General features: G+C 69.5%; 20 protein-coding genes and 2 pseudogenes. 9 read left to right on the top strand and 13 right to left on the bottom strand.

What is annotated here, in order from left to right; all coding sequences use genetic code 11:
- The 3 genes and pseudogenes from ACFVYE_RS15955 to ACFVYE_RS15945 all read left to right on the top strand — a co-directional run.
- Window positions 1-454, top strand: a pseudogene (locus ACFVYE_RS15955) (potassium-transporting ATPase subunit B); the annotation flags it as partial.
- Between the two features lie 35 nt (window positions 455-489).
- Window positions 490-1119: a potassium-transporting ATPase subunit KdpC gene (kdpC, locus tag ACFVYE_RS15950; RefSeq protein WP_383968912.1), complete on the top strand. Its 630-nt coding sequence runs from the start codon at window positions 490-492 to the stop codon at window positions 1117-1119.
- A gap of 67 nt (window positions 1120-1186) precedes the next feature.
- Entirely contained in the window at window positions 1187-1612 is a 426-nt protein-coding gene (locus ACFVYE_RS15945) for a DUF3592 domain-containing protein (protein ID WP_383968915.1), read from the top strand.
- A gap of 121 nt (window positions 1613-1733) precedes the next feature.
- Here ACFVYE_RS15945 and ACFVYE_RS15940 read toward each other — a convergent pair whose 3' ends face one another.
- Window positions 1734-2480, bottom strand: a complete 747-nt coding sequence (locus tag ACFVYE_RS15940; protein ID WP_383968918.1) for a DUF4118 domain-containing protein — start codon at window positions 2478-2480, stop codon at window positions 1734-1736.
- 447 nt (window positions 2481-2927) lie between these two features.
- Between ACFVYE_RS15940 and ACFVYE_RS15935 the strand changes: the two genes are divergently transcribed.
- The 5 genes from ACFVYE_RS15935 (at window position 2928) to ACFVYE_RS15915 (ending at window position 6385) form a co-directional block, all read left to right on the top strand.
- Window positions 2928-3356: an SAV_915 family protein gene (locus ACFVYE_RS15935; RefSeq protein WP_383968921.1), complete on the top strand. Its 429-nt coding sequence runs from the start codon at window positions 2928-2930 to the stop codon at window positions 3354-3356.
- Between the two features lie 68 nt (window positions 3357-3424).
- The gene (gene lysA, locus ACFVYE_RS15930; protein WP_383968929.1) at window positions 3425-4756 is read left to right on the top strand and encodes a diaminopimelate decarboxylase; all 1332 of its coding nucleotides are present in this window, start codon (window positions 3425-3427) and stop codon (window positions 4754-4756) included.
- Window positions 4757-4851: 95 nt separating this feature from the next.
- Window positions 4852-4941, top strand: a complete 90-nt coding sequence (locus ACFVYE_RS15925) for a K(+)-transporting ATPase subunit F (RefSeq protein ID WP_389605922.1) — start codon at window positions 4852-4854, stop codon at window positions 4939-4941.
- Window positions 4942-5065: 124 nt separating this feature from the next.
- On the top strand, window positions 5066-5764 hold the full coding sequence (locus ACFVYE_RS15920) for a hypothetical protein (RefSeq protein ID WP_389605920.1): 699 nt from the start codon (window positions 5066-5068) through the stop codon (window positions 5762-5764).
- A gap of 57 nt (window positions 5765-5821) precedes the next feature.
- Window positions 5822-6385 (top strand): universal stress protein, encoded by a 564-nt coding sequence (locus ACFVYE_RS15915; protein WP_383976436.1) that lies wholly within the window; start codon window positions 5822-5824, stop codon window positions 6383-6385.
- Between the two features lie 6 nt (window positions 6386-6391).
- Here ACFVYE_RS15915 and ACFVYE_RS15910 read toward each other — a convergent pair.
- Window positions 6392-6694 (bottom strand): annotated as a pseudogene (locus ACFVYE_RS15910) (histidine kinase); the annotation flags it as partial.
- Between the two features lie 23 nt (window positions 6695-6717).
- Between ACFVYE_RS15910 and ACFVYE_RS15905 the strand changes: the two are divergent.
- Window positions 6718-6855 carry a hypothetical protein gene (locus ACFVYE_RS15905; protein ID WP_383976460.1) on the top strand — a complete coding sequence of 46 codons (138 nt, stop codon included), beginning with the start codon at window positions 6718-6720 and terminating at the stop codon, window positions 6853-6855.
- A gap of 27 nt (window positions 6856-6882) precedes the next feature.
- Here the strand turns inward: ACFVYE_RS15905 and ACFVYE_RS15900 are convergent, their stop codons facing one another.
- The 11 genes from ACFVYE_RS15900 to ACFVYE_RS15850 all read right to left on the bottom strand — a co-directional run bounded on the left by ACFVYE_RS15900 (window position 6883) and on the right by ACFVYE_RS15850 (window position 16677).
- Window positions 6883-7839: an NAD-binding protein gene (locus tag ACFVYE_RS15900; protein WP_389605918.1), complete on the bottom strand. Its 957-nt coding sequence runs from the start codon at window positions 7837-7839 to the stop codon at window positions 6883-6885.
- Window positions 7840-8110: 271 nt separating this feature from the next.
- Window positions 8111-8890, bottom strand: a complete 780-nt coding sequence (locus tag ACFVYE_RS15895; RefSeq protein WP_389605916.1) for a DUF4118 domain-containing protein — start codon at window positions 8888-8890, stop codon at window positions 8111-8113.
- A gap of 9 nt (window positions 8891-8899) precedes the next feature.
- The gene (locus ACFVYE_RS15890) at window positions 8900-8998 is read right to left on the bottom strand and encodes a winged helix-turn-helix domain-containing protein (protein ID WP_383976442.1); all 99 of its coding nucleotides are present in this window, start codon (window positions 8996-8998) and stop codon (window positions 8900-8902) included.
- A 142-nt stretch (window positions 8999-9140) separates the two neighbouring features.
- Window positions 9141-9767 (bottom strand): glyoxalase, encoded by a 627-nt coding sequence (locus tag ACFVYE_RS15885; RefSeq protein ID WP_383976444.1) that lies wholly within the window; start codon window positions 9765-9767, stop codon window positions 9141-9143.
- Between the two features lie 5 nt (window positions 9768-9772).
- Entirely contained in the window at window positions 9773-10237 is a 465-nt protein-coding gene (locus ACFVYE_RS15880) for a helix-turn-helix transcriptional regulator (protein WP_383976458.1), read from the bottom strand.
- 358 nt (window positions 10238-10595) lie between these two features.
- Window positions 10596-11006, bottom strand: coding sequence for a VOC family protein (locus ACFVYE_RS15875; RefSeq protein WP_389605913.1), 411 nt, complete (start codon window positions 11004-11006; stop codon window positions 10596-10598).
- Window positions 11007-11011: 5 nt separating this feature from the next.
- Window positions 11012-11290, bottom strand: a complete 279-nt coding sequence (locus ACFVYE_RS15870; RefSeq protein ID WP_389605911.1) for a hypothetical protein — start codon at window positions 11288-11290, stop codon at window positions 11012-11014.
- A gap of 322 nt (window positions 11291-11612) precedes the next feature.
- Entirely contained in the window at window positions 11613-12578 is a 966-nt protein-coding gene (locus ACFVYE_RS15865) for a terpene synthase family protein (RefSeq protein WP_383976450.1), read from the bottom strand.
- Window positions 12575-13954 (bottom strand): cytochrome P450, encoded by a 1380-nt coding sequence (locus ACFVYE_RS15860; protein WP_383976452.1) that lies wholly within the window; start codon window positions 13952-13954, stop codon window positions 12575-12577. The genes ACFVYE_RS15865 and ACFVYE_RS15860 overlap by 4 nt, the downstream gene beginning before the upstream one ends.
- Complete coding sequence (locus tag ACFVYE_RS15855) at window positions 13951-15549, bottom strand: prenyltransferase/squalene oxidase repeat-containing protein (RefSeq protein WP_383976454.1); 1599 nt, start codon at window positions 15547-15549, stop codon at window positions 13951-13953. Before ACFVYE_RS15855 ends, ACFVYE_RS15860 begins: the two co-directional genes overlap by 4 nt.
- A 48-nt stretch (window positions 15550-15597) precedes the next feature.
- Window positions 15598-16677: a polyprenyl synthetase family protein gene (locus tag ACFVYE_RS15850; protein ID WP_383976456.1), complete on the bottom strand. Its 1080-nt coding sequence runs from the start codon at window positions 16675-16677 to the stop codon at window positions 15598-15600.
- Window positions 16678-16832 lie beyond the last annotated feature (155 nt).

Raw genomic sequence — 16832 nt, 5'->3', positions numbered from 1 at the left:
GGCCATGAACACCGGTACCTCGGCCGCCAAGGAGGCCGGGAACATGGTGGACCTGGACTCCAACCCGACCAAGCTGATCGAGATCGTCGAGATCGGCAAGCAGCTGCTGATGACCCGCGGCGCGCTGACGACGTTCTCGATCGCCAACGACGTGGCGAAGTACTTCGCGATCATTCCGGCGATGTTCGCCATGGTCTACCCGGGCCTGGACAAGCTCAACATCATGCGCCTGCACAGCCCGACCTCGGCGATCGCCTCGGCGATCGTCTTCAACGCGCTGATCATCATCGCGCTGATCCCGCTCGCACTGCGAGGCGTGCGCTACCGGCCGTCCTCCGCCGCGACACTGCTCAGCCGCAACATCTGGATGTACGGGCTCGGCGGGCTGGTACTGCCCTTTGCGGGCATCAAGCTGCTCGACCTCTTCATTCAGTTCATCCCCGGCCTGCGCTGACAGACGGCTCGACGAGAGAAGAAGGCGATCCCACGGTGCGCACCCACCTTCCCCCCGTACTCCAGCACCATCTGACCGCCTTGCGGATGCTGCTGGCGTTCACGGTGATCACCGGCATCGCCTATCCACTGCTCGTCACCGGCATCGCCCAGGCATCTCTCTCCCACCAGGCCAACGGCTCCCTGCTGACGACGAACGGCACGCCTGTGGCCTCCAGCCTGATCGGCCAGAACTTCGCCCTGCCGAAGAAGAATCCCCAGGACGCGAAGGAGCCGCTGCGCCCCGACCCCAAGTGGTTCCAGCCCCGCCCGTCCGCAGGCGGCTACGACCCCACGATCTCCGGCGCCTCCAACCTGGGCCCGAACAACACCGACCTGATCAAGTCCGTCAGGGACCGCCGTGCCGCCGTCGCCGCATTCGACGGGGTCCCGCCCGCGTCCGTTCCCGCGGACGCCGTCACCGCGAGCGGCTCCGGGCTCGACCCGGCGATCTCCCCGGCGTACGCCTACGAACAGGTCGACCGCGTCGCGAAGGCCCGCCACCTCGCCCCCGCCGAGGTCAAGAGGCTGGTCGCCCACCATGTCCAGGGACGTGTCCTCGGATTTCTGGGTCAGGAACGCGTCAATGTCGTCGAACTCAACCACGATCTGGCCAGGCTGATCTGACCAGAATGTGGGGGTGCCGATGCGAGGGCGGCCGAGGCGAGGACATACACCGGCGTGGGGGCGTGACGTGGACGTGGGGGCCGTGGCCGTACTTACGGGGATCGCCGCGTTCGGTGGCATGCTCGCCGTCCTTGTCGGGGCCTATGGCTTGCGCCAGGCACGGCAAGTGAGAGAGACCGGCGTGCGTGTCCAGGCGATGGTCAAGCGACGCCCGGGAGAGGTCCGTGAGGAGCCGGCCCCACCGCACCCGCTCCTCCAGTTCGTGACGGAGGACGAAAGGGTGATGGAAGTCGTCAGTCCCGTTCCACCCACCCGGCGACACCCGTTCAATGACGGTGACAACGTACTTGTCTCCTACGATCCGGCCGACCCGCGAAACGTCGTCGTCCACGGACGGGAACGCTTGGGACCTGAACGCGCATTCATCGCCGGGGGCGCCCTCGTCGTGCTGCTCTCGGCGACGCTGCTCGTTGTCACAATTGCGGGTCGGTGACAGATCTGGAGCGCTTCTCTCATCGCCTCTTGCGGTTGGCGTCCTACGAGTTGTGGCCGGGCGCCAGCAGCGCGGGCTGATCGGCAGCCGGGACATCGGCTCGGCCGGCGGGGCCGTGCCGTCAGGCGTGGGCGTGGCCGTCCGTGTCGAGTTCCGCCCCGACCTGGTGGGCCAGGGTCACCGCGACCAGACGCGCGGCGAGTGGGGGTGCCGCCCCGGGCGCGGGCTGGAGCATGAACCGGCCGTGGAAGCGTCCGTTGTGGAAGACCCGCAGCTCCAGCTCCTCGCGGGGCAGGCCGTCGCGGTCGGCGTCCCAGCGCCGGTGGTCCCAGGCAATGGTGCCGTCCTCCTCCAGACGGGGCGGGCGTCCGATGAGGGTGCCGTATTCGAAGCGGCAGCCACTCAGCCTGAGCAGTCCCACGAGCTGCCGACACACATGGTCGATCACGGTGTGCGGGCTGGTGGCGGTCTCCGCCAGCCGGGCGGTGTGGTGGATCTGTGCCAGGTAGTCGTCGTCGGTGAGGGCGATCGCCTTCAGTTCCCGGGCCCGGGCCGCGAGCTGGGAGACGGCGATGCCGACGACGAGGAGCAGCACGGCGGTGATGACGTCGGCGGCCTTGATGACGGCGAACTGTCCGTAGGGGCGGGTGAGGAAGAAGTCGAACCACACGGCTGCGGACAGGGCCGTGAGCGCACCGGCGAGGCGATGGCCCAGTGCGGCCACGGCAACCACGGCGACGACGAGTACCAGGGCCGCGTCGGTGTTGGACATGTCGGCCCGGAAGGGCGCCAGCACCGCGCACACGGCCGGCGGCAGCACGAGGGCTGCCCCGACCTCCACCTGGCCCCGGGTGAGGTACCGAAGCATGAGGCCCACCTCCACCTCAGGTGTAACGGGGACGGACGCTCCCGTGTTCATTTCCGGCCCGCTTTAATGGGTCCTTGACGACGTGGGCGCCGATGGGCAAACCAAGCGAACGGACCAGCTCGGTCGTTCACGGCCGAGAAGTCGACTGCAGCACGATCTCGTCGCTGCCGGACGGCCGGCCCGGCTCAGGGCGGACAGCAGTGGCGTCAGCGACGGCCTGCTGCGGGCTGACCTGTGCGCCGGCGGGGGGCCGGCCACGATGTCCGGCACAGCGCCGAATGCGGCCGTACGAGTAGCCGTCGTCAATCGCGCGTCAAGGGTCGGGTGTGCGGGATCAAGGGGCCGCTAACGGAGACGTCCGGCCCGGTAGGAGCGGGCATAGCGTCACTGGTATGCCCCGGCTTGCCAGTGGTCGGGGGCGATGTACCCGTCTCCATGAGGAGTGCCATGAACGACAACCAGCGTGCCGAGGACCCCGACCCCCTTCAAACGAACCGGACCGGAGCGTTGTTCGTTCCGGTCCGGCCGGGGCCCGTGGGCTACTGTGCCCGCCTCTTCCGTACGCCCCTTGGGGTCCGCACCGCCGTCGCCTTCACCAACGAGCGACGACTGACCCTCACCCTGGGACAGCGGCAGATCTGGATCCGGCTCTCCGAGCCGGCGGTCCGTGCCCTCGTCGCGCCCTTGGGGGTTGTCGACCTCGTCGTCGACCCGCTACTCGCTGCCCCCGGGGCCGGCGCCGCACCCGCTGTGAAGTTCACCCGCCGTACGGCCCCTGCGCCGCAGCGCGAGCACCGGCCGGACTGGGATCTGCGAGCGGTCGATGTTGTCCGCGCGACCGGCGCACAGTCGTTGTCTTCTGCATCAACCTCTTGATCGGCTGAGGGAACACCATGACCACAACACTGTCAGGACTGTCGTCGGCTCCGGCGCCGGCACCGACCATGCCGCACGCAGCCCCCGTGCCGCAGACCAATGCCGCAAGTCTGTCCGTCTGGCCCGCTTCGGCGCGGCTCGGCTCCCGCGGCGATGTCGCGGTGGGAGGCGTCTCCCTCGCCGAGGTGGCCGAGCGGTTCGGTACCCCGGTCTATCTCCTCGACGAGGGCGAGGTGCGGGAACGCTGCCGCACCTATCTGCGGGCCTTCCCGGACACCGATGTCGTCTACGCGGCGAAGGCATTCCTGTGCCGCGCCCTCCTGCACTGGGTGCAGGAGGAGGGCCTCGGCCTGGACGTCTGCTCCGCGGGTGAGCTGGAACTCGCCGTCACCACCGGCTTCCCGCCCGAGCGCATCGTGCTGCACGGCAACGCCAAGAGTCCGGACGACCTGAGCGCCGCACTGCGCCTGGGCGTCGGACGGATCGTCATCGACAGCGCGTGGGAGATCGCCCGGCTGTCCGCACTCGTCCCGGCCGACAGCCGACAGAAGGTGCTGGTGCGCGTGGTTCCGGGCGTGAGCGCGGGCAGCCACGCCGCGATCCGCACAGGCACGGACGACCAGAAGTTCGGACTGTCGATCACCGACGGGAGCGCTCAGCACGCCATCGCCCGGATACTCGACCAGCCGCGACTGGAACTGGTCGGACTGCACTGCCACATCGGCTCGCAGATCACCACGGTCAAGCCCTACCTGACCGCGCTGCGACGGGTGGTCGGGCTGCTTGCCCAGATCCGCCACCAGCACGGAATCGTCCTGCCGGAGCTGGACCTGGGCGGCGGGCACGCGGTCGCCTACCGGCCGGGGGAGACCGCGCTCGAGATACCGTCCCTCGGTGCCCGCATCCGCCGCGAACTGGCTACGAGCTGCGCCGCGGCCGGTATCCCCGTGCCCCGTCTCACCGTCGAGCCCGGCCGTGCGCTGGTCGGCCCCGCAGGTGTGGCGCTCTACCGGGTGCTCGCCGTCAAGAGGAACGGCGACCGGATCTTCGTCGCCGTGGACGGCGGAATGAGCGACAACCCGCGGCCCGCGCTGTACGGCGTCCGCTACGCACCCCGGCTCATCGGCCGTCGCTCGACGGCCGAGCCCTGCACGGCGACCGTCGTCGGCCGGCATTGCGAGGCGGGCGATGTGCTCGCCGCCGATGTGGCCATGCCGGGCGACATCCGCCCGGGCGACCTGGTCGCCATCCCGGTCGCGGGCGCCTACCACCTCTCCATGGCGTCCAGTTACAACGCGGTCGGACGCCCGCCGGTGGTCGCCGTCCACGACGGCCGTGCGCGGCTACTGGTCCGCCGAGAATCCCTCGCCGACATCAACGGCCGCGACGTCGGTCTCTGAACCGCGCGCACCCATGCCCGTGACGCTCCCGACGACCGCCGACCGTGAAGAAGCTGATATGTCCTGCACCGGCCGTCCGTCCCCCGGGAGCAGCCGTGACCACTGAGAACATCATCGGTCTGATCGTCGCTGTGAGCCTTCTGGGGTACCTGGTGCCGGCCAACAAGTTCCCGGATCGATTCTGACGACGACTCCTGCGGGATGCGCCGAGAGCACGTGCTGCCCGGGTCGTAAGGCCGTCCGGCGCCGAACCCGCCGCGGGGCGGCCCCATCGGGGCCGCCCCGCACTCGAATCAGGTGGTGCCTCTCATGATCCAGCTCCAGCCGAACAGCCTCTCCGCGCTCGCCCGGTGGTTTCCTGCCAGGACGGCGGGACCCGCCACCCTGGTCGAACACGTCCTCGGCACCGGAACCGGCCGTTGGTGGGCGGACAGCGCTCTCCAGCCACAGGTCGTTGCTGTGACCTGTGCGAACCATGTACTCCTGCGCGGCGATCCGCACGCCCTCGCCCTGGGCTCCCTGGCCCCGTTCGCCGACAGTTACGTGGAGGCACCGCCCCGCTTCCTGCCGGTCCTGGGCGCCTCCTTCGACAGGATCGTGCCGGGAGAGCGGATGGTGTACGTCCGCCGCGCGCCCGCATCCCCACCGGCGCGGCGGCCACTGCATGGCGTGACGGTACGTCCGCTCGTACCCGAGGACGCCCGGGCGCTCGCCGCGCTGGGGTCGGAAACGGCCTGGATTCACGCAAGTTGGGAAGGCCCGGCGGGCCTGGGCGAGCGGCTCTCGAACGTTGGCGAGGTGGGGGCACGCTCCCGGAGGCCGTACTGGTCTCCCGGGCCTGGGGGAGTGCGGGGTACGGCCGCGAAGCCACTCGCGTCGGCGAACCGAAGCCGGGCGCCGCGACACGCTGGGGCGGCAGGCCGTCAACGCTCGGCGGCCCGCATCCGTCAGGGGGCCGTCATGGTCTCCGGCACCTCCGTCAGGGAAACGCCAACAGCCGCTGAATGACGGCCCTGTTGGCGCTTCGATGAGGGGGACAGGAACGCGACACAGAAGTGGTGGCCCATGGACGAAACCGTCTCCCGACGCGTCGTGGTCGGTGTGAGCGGCCCGCAGGGGAGCCTGGCCCCGCTGCACCGGGCCGCGGCCGAAGCCCGGCGTATCGAAGCCGAGCTGTGGGCCGTGCTCGCCTGGGAGCCGCCGGGCGGCGAACTCGGTCACCGCAGCCTCCCCTGCCCTCCGCAGCTGGCCGAGTGCCACAGATCGGCGGGAGAACAACTGCTCACCGCACTCGACGCCGCTTTCGGCAGCGCCGGTCCTGATGTCCCGTTGCAATCTCTGGTCGTGCGTGGTTCACCGGGACGGGCGCTGGTGGAGACCGCCGGCCGGGCCGACGACCTCCTGGCTGTCGGCACAGGATCGCGCCGATGGCTGCACCGGGCGCTGTGCCCGTCCGTGGCTCGCTACTGTCTTGCACACGCGTCCTGCCCAGTGCTGGCCGTTCCGCCTTCGCCCCTGGAGAAGGAACTCAGCACCGTGCGACGCAGGATTGCCTGGCGGCTGCCGCTGGACGTCCGCGAGTTGACCGGCCCTGTGCCCCCGATGCCCGGCAGGGGGAAGGCGTCATGACGTCACCAGCACACGCCCCGAGAGGGCCAGCGCCATGTGGCCGCCGACCGGCATGTCCACATCCGCGTCCTCGGGACGAGCGACGGGCGCCGGCCCCACGCTCCCCGCGCAGGTCCATGGCTCGACCTCGCTCTGCCGCTCCAGCAATACGACGGACTCCATGGCGAAGGTCTCCCGTACCCGCTCCAGCAGAGCGTCCAGGGTCGTCTCGCCGCGCAGCACACTGCCCGCGAGGAAGGACAAGATCTCCGACTCGGCGCGCAGCCGCGCCGCTTGGTGCGTGCGGCGGGCTGCCAGGTCCACCACCGCTCATACCGCTCGCGCTGCGCGGCGTGCGCTGCACCCCGGCCTCGGCCCACGACCTGCTGCGCCGCAACCTTGCGCTCTATGGTCTGGGCGGGCTGGTTCTTCCCTTCGTCGGCATCAAACTGATCGACCTGGTGATCTCCATGGTGCCGGGGATCGGCTGACCGCCCGTGTCGTTCCCCTCGAAGGCGTCAGCTGTGGCCCGCAGCCGGCATCGCCCCTCGCATGAGAATGTCCAGTCCGCGCCGGGTCGTCGCCAGTACCACCCGGTCGCCGGCACGCAGAACGCGGCCGTGCGAGGGGCGCCAGTCGAAGCCGGGGCGGTCCGGCAGATGCAGGCCGCCGAGGGTGTCCGAGGACGAGCAGCTGACCCGAGCCGAACCGGCGGCTCCCACGGCCAGGACCCGCCATTCGTTCCGGGCGAAGGCCTGGTGGATGGAGAAGCCCTCTAGTGCCGGGTGACCGGCCACATCGACCGCGGTGAAAAGCAGTACTCCGCGTTCGACCGGCATCACGCCCAGGACGTGGCGGCCCATCATCGCGGCCGCGAAGGCGGGTGCGGCAAGTGCCGAGACACTGCGGCTGCGGGTGAGCGCGTCCGGGTAGGAAGCGCGCAGAGTGAGCGAGACGGTGGCCGCGAAGTCGTCGTCGTACAGACGCATCACCGCCCGAACACCCGGGTTGACCTCCCGTGAAGCCATCACGATGTCCAGATTGGCGCTGTCGGCGCTGGTCAGGACGAGCAAGGAGGCGCTCTGCCGGATCCGGGCCAGGTCAAGGACGCGGGGATCAGTGGCGTCCTCCAGGATCAGCGGCACGCCGAGTTCCCGGGCCACCGCGACGCCGCGGGCGCGCGGGTTGCGTTCGACGACGACGATCCGGTGCTGGGTGGAGCGCAGTCGGATCAGGACACGGGTGCCGACCTTGCCGAGCCCGACGAGCACGATGTGGTCACTGAGGTCGTCGGTGGGCGGGTGGCTGATCGAGGCGGTGCGGAAGGCGCCGGTGGCGTTGATCGTGGCGGCAACGACAAGGGGCAGTATCGCGAGGCCGGTGAAGCCCGCGATCAGCTGAAGGACCTTGCGCGCCCGGGATTCGTCGGTGGCCGGATCACCCATGGTGAAGATGTCCAGAAGGGGCAGGTACACCGCCTTCCACAGCGGTATGTCGTCGACCGTGCAGTAGGTGGTTGTGTATGGGGCCGGGACAACTGGCGTCCAGCCTCGGACGGCCGCAGTCAGGTGAGAACCGGCCTGCCGGCCTCGAAGGCCTTGCAGTGTCAGCGAGGCCGCCGACCGAGGCACCCTGAATGGCAGAGCCTCCGCGATGCCGTCCAGATTTCGCAGGAGGCCGCGAAGCAGAACTCGCCGCGGCCGGTCCGGTGCGCGGCATCATCGCATCACCCGCCGCCGCGCCCCGTCAGCCGCGTTCCCTCGTGCCGGTCGTCGCCATGGCCGCCCCCGCCTGGTCGGCCAGGGTCACCGCCACCAGTCTCGCCTGCAACGAGGCAGGCTCCGCACCGGGCGTCGGCACGAGCATGAACCTGCCGTAGTAGTGGCCGTTGCCGGTCGCGCGCAGCTCTGTCTCCTCCTCCGGCCAGCCCCGCCGCTCCATGTCCCACGTTCGCCGCCCGACGACCACGTTGCCGTCCTGTTCCAGCCGCGGCGGGTGCCCCAGCAGAGTTCCGTACTCGAACCGGCAGCCCTTCAGCCCGAGCAGCCGGGTCAGCTCGCCCCGGACATGGTCGACCACCGCGTCGGGGGAAGTCGTCGACTGCGCCAGCTGCGCAGTGTCATGGATGGTGGCCAGGTGGCCCGCGTCGGTGATGGCGACCACCTGGAGCCGTCGGGCCCGCGCCGCCAGCTGCGAGACGATCAGACCGACCACCAGGAGCAGCGCGGCCGTCTGGATGTCGTTGCGGTCGTCGATGGTGAAGCGCTGGTACGGCTTGGTGAGGAAGAAGTCGAACCAGACGGCGGCCGAGAGCGCGGCGAGTGCGCCTGCCACCCGGTTTCCGATTGCGGCGACCGCCACGACGACCACGACGAGGATCAGCGCCGTGTTCGTGCTCGTGAGGTCCGTACGGAAGGGCACGAGGATTCCGGCGACGGCGGGCGGGCAGACCAGGGCCGCGGCCACAGCCACTCTGTCCCGCTGCGGGAAACCGGACATGAGCGCCTCCTGAGGTCTGACTCCCACGATGCTCCCTCACCGCCGGAAGCGGTAGCCGAGACCCGGTTCGGTGATCAAATGCTGAGGACGGGCGGGGTCGGTTTCCAGCTTCTGACGCAGCGTGGCCAGGTACACCGCAGACAGTGGTGGTCCTTGCGGTGTTCATCACCCCAGCCCTCGCTGAGCAGCGCTTCTCCCGCTACCAGCCGCTCGGGGCTGCATCGGTCATTGTCGGTTCACCGAGACCGCGGGCTTCGCGTGGCAGGGGCAGTGACACTCAGGGCGCGGGTGCCGGCGATGCGGCCTCCCATGCGAACCCGTCCGGGTCGGTGAACGGCCCGGCATCGCCGCCGATCATGAGCCGGTGCGATCCGGTGCCGTCGGGAGCGACGCCGACGTCCTTGGCAAGGGCACGGCGCCTGTACAGCGCCAGCTTGACGGGACTCGGCCCAGCAGCGAACTCGACGTACATGCGGCTGAAGCTCTTCGCCACGGCAAGGCCTCGGTCGACATAGAACCGCTTGCTCGCGGTCACGTCCGCGACTCCCAGCAGGAGCACGATCTCGTCGATCTGCCGGGTGGCCGGGCCGGTGTCCTTCTTCGCCGAGGTCGCGACCTTCCAGATCGTCCCGTCCGGGGCTTGTACGACACCGCCGTAGCCCCAGAGCGACTTCGAGGCAGGCTTCAGCGGCGTGGCACCGGCGTCGAGGGCGGCGTCGATGAGGCTGTTGACGGTGGCCGGCTGGGACACCGTGAGTGCCAGCGTGAACCCACGGAAGCCGGTTGTGGGCGCCTCCGAGGCCCGCAGGTGTATCTGCGTGTCCAAACCGAAGGCGGCGCTGTAGAAGCGGTCGGCGGCCGTGGGGTCGGCCACGTCGAGGGTGACGGATTCGATGGATGCCATGGTCATCACGCTAGTTGCGGTTCGGCGACCGGTGCTTCTTGATTCCTGACCGGTCTTGTCACCTGTTTTGCCACACACGGCGGCATCCCCGCCGCAGCGCCCGTTGCGCGGCGCCGGTAGGCGCTCGGCGGCATGCCGACCAGCTCGGTGAAGCGAGTGCTGAAGGTGCCCAGCGATGAGCAGCCGACCGCGAAGCAGACCTCGGTGACGTTGAGGTCGCCGCGACGCAGCAGCGCCGTCGCGCGCTCGATGCGACGCGTCATCAGGTACGCGTACGGCGACTCGCCGTAGGCCAGCCGGAACTGGCGGCTGAGGTGCCCGGCCGACATGTTCACGCCGCGGGCGAGCGCCTCGACGTTCAGCGGCTGCGTGTACTCCCGGTCGATCCGGTCGCGGACGCGGCGCAGTAGCGCGAGGTCACTCAGGCGCTGCGCCGCGGTGCGCGCGCGCCCCCACGAGGGGTGACACATGAGAGAACTCCCTTTCATCGGTGTCCGCGAGCACCTGGGTTGCATGCCGAGGCAGGCGGCGAGGTACTCGAGGACGACGACCGGCTTGCCGGGGTCGACGAGCCGGTCGAGCAGGCCGAGCAACTGCTCGGCGTCGGTGGGATGGAGGCCGGTGGCCGGCCTGGCGAGGATGTAGACGCCGCCCCTGTGGGCGGCCGGCGTGCGCGCCTCGGCCTCGGCGGCCGACATCGAGAGCACCTCTGCGACGGTGCGGCCGTCGAGTGGGTGGTTCAGGACAGCGGCACGCGAGTCCAGGCCGCCGCATTCTTCGCAGGGGTCGCGACGTCGGCCGTCATGGCCGAATCGATGACCGGACGGCTCAGCGAACCTCCTGGATGCGGACCAGGTTGCCCGCGGGATCGCGGAAGGCGCAGTCGCGGATGCCGTACGGCTGCTCGGTCGGCTCCTGGACGACCTCGGCGTCGTCGGCCTGCAGCTTCTCGAAAGTGCCGTCGAGATCCCGGGTGGCCAGCAGGATCCAGCCGTAGGTGCCCTTGGCCATCATCTCGGCGATGGTGCGGCGCTCGTCCTCGGTGACCCCGGGGTCGGCGGCCGGCGGCGCCAGGAGGATGGACGTGCCGGGCTGGCCGGTGGGTCCGACGGTGATCCAGCGCATCTTGCCCTGTCCGACGTCGCTGCGGACTACGAATCCGAGGGCGTCGCGGTAGAAGGCCAGGGACGCATCCGGGTCGTCATGCGGGAGAAAGCTCGTGTGAATGGTGATGTCCATGGCGGTCATGCTAGGTGTGACTCCGTGACCTGCGCTTCTCGATTCCTGATCGATCCGGCCACCTGTTTCGCCGCGCACGGTCGCATCCCGCCGTCGCGCGCATCGCGTGGCGCCGCGTCGCCCAGGATCTCCTCAACCGCCTCCCCGGTGACCACGAGCCGGGACAGCGCCTCCTCCTGAGCGACCAGTCGCCGGTTCAGCTCCGCGTTCTGCTCCCGGGTGCGTTCCACGCGCTCCGGGGCCGGAGCCTCCCGACCGGACGGCTCCTCCCACAACGAGTCCATCGCGACCGTCTCCACCCCTGACGGTGGAAGGCGGCCCGCAACGCAACAGCCCGATCCGGATGAGCCCAGCTCAGCTTGTCCCTGCAGAGGAGTTGCACCCATCTCCGGATGACTGGTCGCCGACGCACTCCTTACCGAGTTGCGGGCAGCCGGCATCGTGCCCCGGCCACGCCCGGAAGAGCGTGGCCGGACAGTCATTCCCCGCAACCGGATGTCGTCCGGGTGACCGTCGCCAGCGTGTCCGACAACGCCGGCGGCATGCACCTGCTGTCCCATATCGCCGTCGCAAACCCTCGGGGCTTTCGGAGCGTTGGGTGCTTGGCTAACGCTCGTAGCGGGCGTGCCCTATGTGCCACACGTAGGAGGCTGCGACGGCTTCGATGGCGCGAGCGTGATCCGCGAGTGCGTTCTTGCTGTTGACGGTGAGTTCGGTGATTCGAAGGCGTGCGGTGGAGGCTTGGTCTTCACACATGCGGGAGGCCAGGCGGAACGCCTCGTCGAGGTCGCACTCGCGGTGTCGGATCAGCAGTGTTGGCAGGCTCAGAGGAGTCGGGCAACCGCGATCTGTCTCCTTCGCGTACGAGGCGAGGTCGTTGATCCACCCGGCAAGGTCGGCAACGGCCTTCTCCAGTTCCCGCACTGCTGCCGAGGCCCGCTGATCCTCGGTGAGTTCGTACCTGAGCGCGACTTCCGCGGTCGCCATAACGGTCCGGACGAAGACTGTGTGCGGGCGCATCGCGCAATAGTCGCTCAGGGTGACCTGGTCGGGCCTGTCGAGGTGATGGGCCTCCCAGAGGATGCCGAAGAGGTTGTCCCGCAGGTGCGCGGTGAGCCGTAGGTACTGCGTGGGCGTGGCCCGTTCACGGAACCGGTGCAGGAGGTCTCGCAGGGCGGCGATGTAGGCGTCGTCATCGGCCGCCGGCTCGTCGTGGCCGGCCAGCAGATGGACACAGTGACTGATGCGGCGGACCAGACGGGCGGTGTCACGGCCTCCTTCGGCCTCGCCGTGTACGTCGTCGAACGCGGTGAGCCACAGAAAGAGATCGGCGCAGAGGAACACGCCGTCCCGGTCCGCCGTGGGCAGGACACGGGCCACGCCCTGGGCCGTGATGTTGCAGAGGGCCTTCGCCTCGCCGGGTGAACCGATCAAGGGGAAGGTCCGGAGCCAGTGGGCGGTCTGCTCCTCGATGGCGTCGGCATACGGGCTGGTGGCGAAGGGGCCGGGGAAAGAGCCTCGGAGGTCGGGCATCGGCAGGGTACGCGCGTCCGAGCTGCGGGTGTGGCTCATACGGCTGTCCCCGCGACGGCCCGCTGCCTGGTTTCGGCGACCATACGGGGGTCCGACGGGTGCACGGTGAGCAGCCCGATCGGCTCCACGGCGGAGCCGGGAACGGGCCGCAGCCGCCAGCGGGACGCGATGAACGCCGTGATGACGATTGCCTCCGTCCAGGCGAACGCGTCGCCGATGCACATGCGTTTTCCTGACCCGAAGGGGATGAAGGCTCCCCTCGGTGGCTGGGGCCGCTCCGGCAGCCAGCGGTCGGGGTCGAAGCAGAGCGGGTCGGGGTACAGGACCGGGTCCCGGTGCAGTGCGTAGGGACTCCATAGCACCTGCTCCCCCGCCGGCAGGCTGACCTGCCCGAGGCGCACGGGCTCGGTGGCCTGCCGGGTCACCAGCCAGCCGGCGTGGTGCAGGCGCAGGGTCTCACTGACCAGTCTGCGGGTGAAGGCGAGTCGGGGGACGTGCTCGGCGGTGATCGGGCCCTCGCCGACCACGGAGTCGACCTCCTCGTGCAGCCTGCGCTCCAGCTCGGGGTCGCGGCCCAGCTCGTGGAACAGCCAGGCCAGCATGACTCCCGTCGTCTCGGAGCCCGCGGCCAGCAGCCCGATGATCTCCGACAGGATCTCGTTGTCGGGCAGTGGCGCACCTGTTTCGTCCTGGGCCTCCAGGAGCAGCGTCACGAGGTCGTCGTGGGCGTCGGGGTCCGCCCGGCGCTCCGCGATGATGTCCGCCACCTCGCTGCGCAGCAGGCTGCGGGCGGCCTTGAGCTGCCGGTTGCTTCGGGTGGGCAGCCGTTCCAGCGAGGACACGGGCACCATGGTGCGCCAGATGGCGGCCGTGAAGACCGTGTCGACGGCGTCGAGGATCGCGCGCGCCCGCTCTTGTTCCGCGCGGAAGGAGCACAGCACTGACATGGCCACGTCCTGGGCCATGAGCCCCATTTCGGTCTTCAGGTCGAGCAGTTCCCCCTCACGCCAGCGCGTGATGGACGGCTCCACCGTTTCCCGCATCGTGTTGACGTACCCGCTGACCTGCTCGCGGTGGAAGGCGGGCTGGAGCAGACGGCGCCGGCGCAGGTGCGGCGCGCCTTCCGCGACCGGCAGGGCCGACTGACCGAAAAGCTTGAGCTTCTCGCCCAGCAACCCCTTGGAGAAGGAGCCGGACTTGCTGGTGAGCATCTCGTGGATCAGCTCATGCGAGTTGACCACGGTCACCTTCTTGGGGCCGACCGACATACGGACGATCGGCCCGTATGTGCGCAGGCGTTCGACGAACTTCAGGCGGTCTTTGAGCAGGGGTACAACGTGTCCGATGAGCGGCAGCCGCCCCGGAGCGGTCGGCGGAACGTCCATGTGGGCAGTCACATCTATGTCGGGAGTCACGCGTCCGTCCTTTCCATGTCTGCTTCTGTACATGCGGCTGAGCGACGTGACCGCAGCAACTCCCGCGCAGCGAGCACCTCCGCTTCGATCACTGCGGTGGGCGCATACAGGGTCTTGTCGTGCCACAGGGCGGGGTGCTGGTGGCTGGGGTGCGAGGCGTCGCGCAGGTATGTTTCGGCGAGGTCCAGGGCCCGGGTGTGCTGCGGCTGCGGTGTGGGGGTGGCGGCGCTCAGCAGGATTTTGACGGCGTATGCGGTTTCTTCGACGGTGCTGCCCCACACGCCCCAGGAGCCGTCGGCGCGCTGAGTGTCAGTTGTCCACGCGGCGGCGCTCCGGACGGCGCTGGACGCATGGTGGCCGCCGTACTGTGCGAGCGCGGTGACACTTCGCGCGGTGGCGTAGTAGGGGGAGGCATGCCACTTGTCGGTCCAATGTCCTTCGGGTTGCTGCTGGCCGGTCAGCCAGTCGCACAGCTTCGCCGCCCGGGGCCCGTATATGTGCTCTGCCGTCGGGCAGCGCCGCAGATAGCTCACCAGGGCCTGGAGGGCGTGGGCGTTCGCGGTGACCGATCCGGTGTCCTCGCCTATGTAGCAGTCGTAGTGGCTGCCGTTGTGGAACAGGTCCAGCGGTGCCGGGTCGTACGGCAGGCCGACGAGCGAGGAAACCAGCACCGCCATAGCGGTGTCGTCGGCATCGGTCATGAGGCCGGGCGCACCGCGCACGCCTTGAGGATCGTAGATCTCCTCGGCCCACCTGCGGACAGTGGGAAGAGCGGCGGCGGGCAGGTGGGCGCGCGCCAGCGCGGCGGCGACCCATAGTCGTTCGACCACGCGGAGGGGCGCGGCCTCGGGGAAGAGACCGCCGTAGCGCTGCGCCACTGCTGTGAGGTCGGTGACGGCCTGAGCGGCAGTAGCAGGTGACCGCGTTGCCCGCGCCGCGGTGGCGGCCGGCGAACTGCCCAGCAGGCCTTCGACGTCAGGGACGAGAGACGGCGGTATGTAGCTGTCCATGCCTTCGAACGTGTGGTGAAACTTGACGGGCAGACTGCCCGCCGACTCGTACCGCTTGGCCACGCGAGCAGGTGCCGACGCGTGGAAACCGCCCGGAACCGACAGCCGGAGGCCACCGAAATCCGGCGTGTTCCCGGCGGTGGTCAGGGAGCTCAGCTTTTCGTTGATCTCGGCTACCAGACTGGGTACGAGTATTTCTGCTGCAGCCGTGTCCGGCCACGGGCATACCGGTGGCAGTGATCGCAGTACGTCGAGGCCCCTGTTCACCGCGGTCGTGAGCCGGCCGTTGACTTCTGCGGACGTGGTGCCCCTTCGCAGGACAGCCAGTGCGGCCTCCACCCCGCTGAGTGTCGGCAGGAGCCGGTAGGGCAGCGGTCCCTCCCCCCAACTGCCGTCGGGCGCCTGCTGTTCCAGCAGGTACGCGATCCGCCGTGGCTCTCCGGGCAGCCACGGCGCTGCCGAGAGGACGCGGGCCGTCTCGTACAGGGAGGGGCGGACGCTTCCCCATCTGTCCTGGTCGGCCCTCGCCACCAGGCTGGTGGCTCGTTCGGCGTAGGACGTGCCGATGGGCGTGCTGATGCTCATGGGGCGACTTCCTCCTCGGGGTTCTGACTGGCGGTGTGCGGCGATGCCTTATGTCTGCCTGGCCGTTGCGTCCAGGGCGAGCCGGCGCAGGGAGGCTGTGGCACTTCCCGGGAAGGGAGCGTTGTCCAGGGCGGCGAGGGCCGCTGCCCGTCGTGTGGTGATCATTTCCTCCACGGCCTGCCGGGCGCCGGTGGAGTTCAGGATCGTGCGGACCGCGGCGGCGTGTTCCTCGTTGAGGTCACTTCGGCCGACGAGCTCGCGCAGTGTTTTCAGTTCGGCCGTGGAGGCTCGCTGGACCGCGAGCGCCATCAGGACGGTGGCCTTGCCCTCGCGCAGGTCGTCCAGGATTGGTTTGCCTGTCTTGGCGGGATCACCGAAGACCCCGAGCAGGTCGTCCCGCAGCTGAAACGCTTCTCCTAGTGGTATGCCGAAGGCGGTGCAAGCATCGAGTACGGGTGGGGTCGCTCCGGCCACTGCCGCCCCTATGTGCAGGGGCCGTTCTATGGTGTATTTGGCCGTCTTGTATCGAATAACGTGCAGTGCCGTATCCACGTCGCCGGCAAGGCGGCCGGTGGTCTGCAGGTCCAGGAGCTGGCCGTACATGACCTCGCTCCGCATTTCGGCCACCAGGGGCAGCACCTGTGCCAGCCGCTCCGGGCTGAGGTCCGCTGTGCGGAGGAGTTCATCGGACCACACCAGGGCCAGGTCTCCGAGAAGGACGGCCGCGCCCAGGCCGTGCGCCTCGGCCCTGCTGCCCGGGCCGCCGCTGTCGGTATACGCGGTGGCCAGTGCACGGTGGGCGGACGGCCGGCCGCGGCGGATGTCGCTGTCATCCATCACGTCGTCGTGTACCAGGGCGAACACTTGGAAGAGTTCGAGGCTGGCGGCAGCGCGAACGGCAGCCGTCATGTCGCCTGTTGCTCCGGCAGCTTGCCATCCGTACAGGCACAGCAGGGACCGCAGTCGTTTTCCGCCGGTCAGGAGTCCGCGCAGGGCAGTGGTCAGGTGGAGCAGCTCGATTCCTGGCGCAGCACTTTCCTTGGTGTCCAGGAATTCGGTCAGAGCTGCGCCCACCTTCTGTCGTAGGGGAGAGAGTTCGGGCAGTCGCGTGGGAAGGGTTTGTGTCACCGGCGGTTGATCCTCTTTCGTTCGAGAACCGTCGTTGCGGTTCCGCTCTTGCAGAGAACGGGGCCACCGGCGCGCGTCTCCACCTTGGGGCTGTCGGGGGGGGGGGGGGGGGCCGGCCCCCCGCGGGCCCCCCCCCCCCCCCCCACACGCAGCCG

It is taken from the genome of Streptomyces sp. NPDC058239 (genome assembly GCF_042882185.1).
Taxonomy (GTDB): domain Bacteria; phylum Actinomycetota; class Actinomycetes; order Streptomycetales; family Streptomycetaceae; genus Streptomyces.
This window is presented reverse-complemented; position numbering and strand designations above follow the sequence as displayed.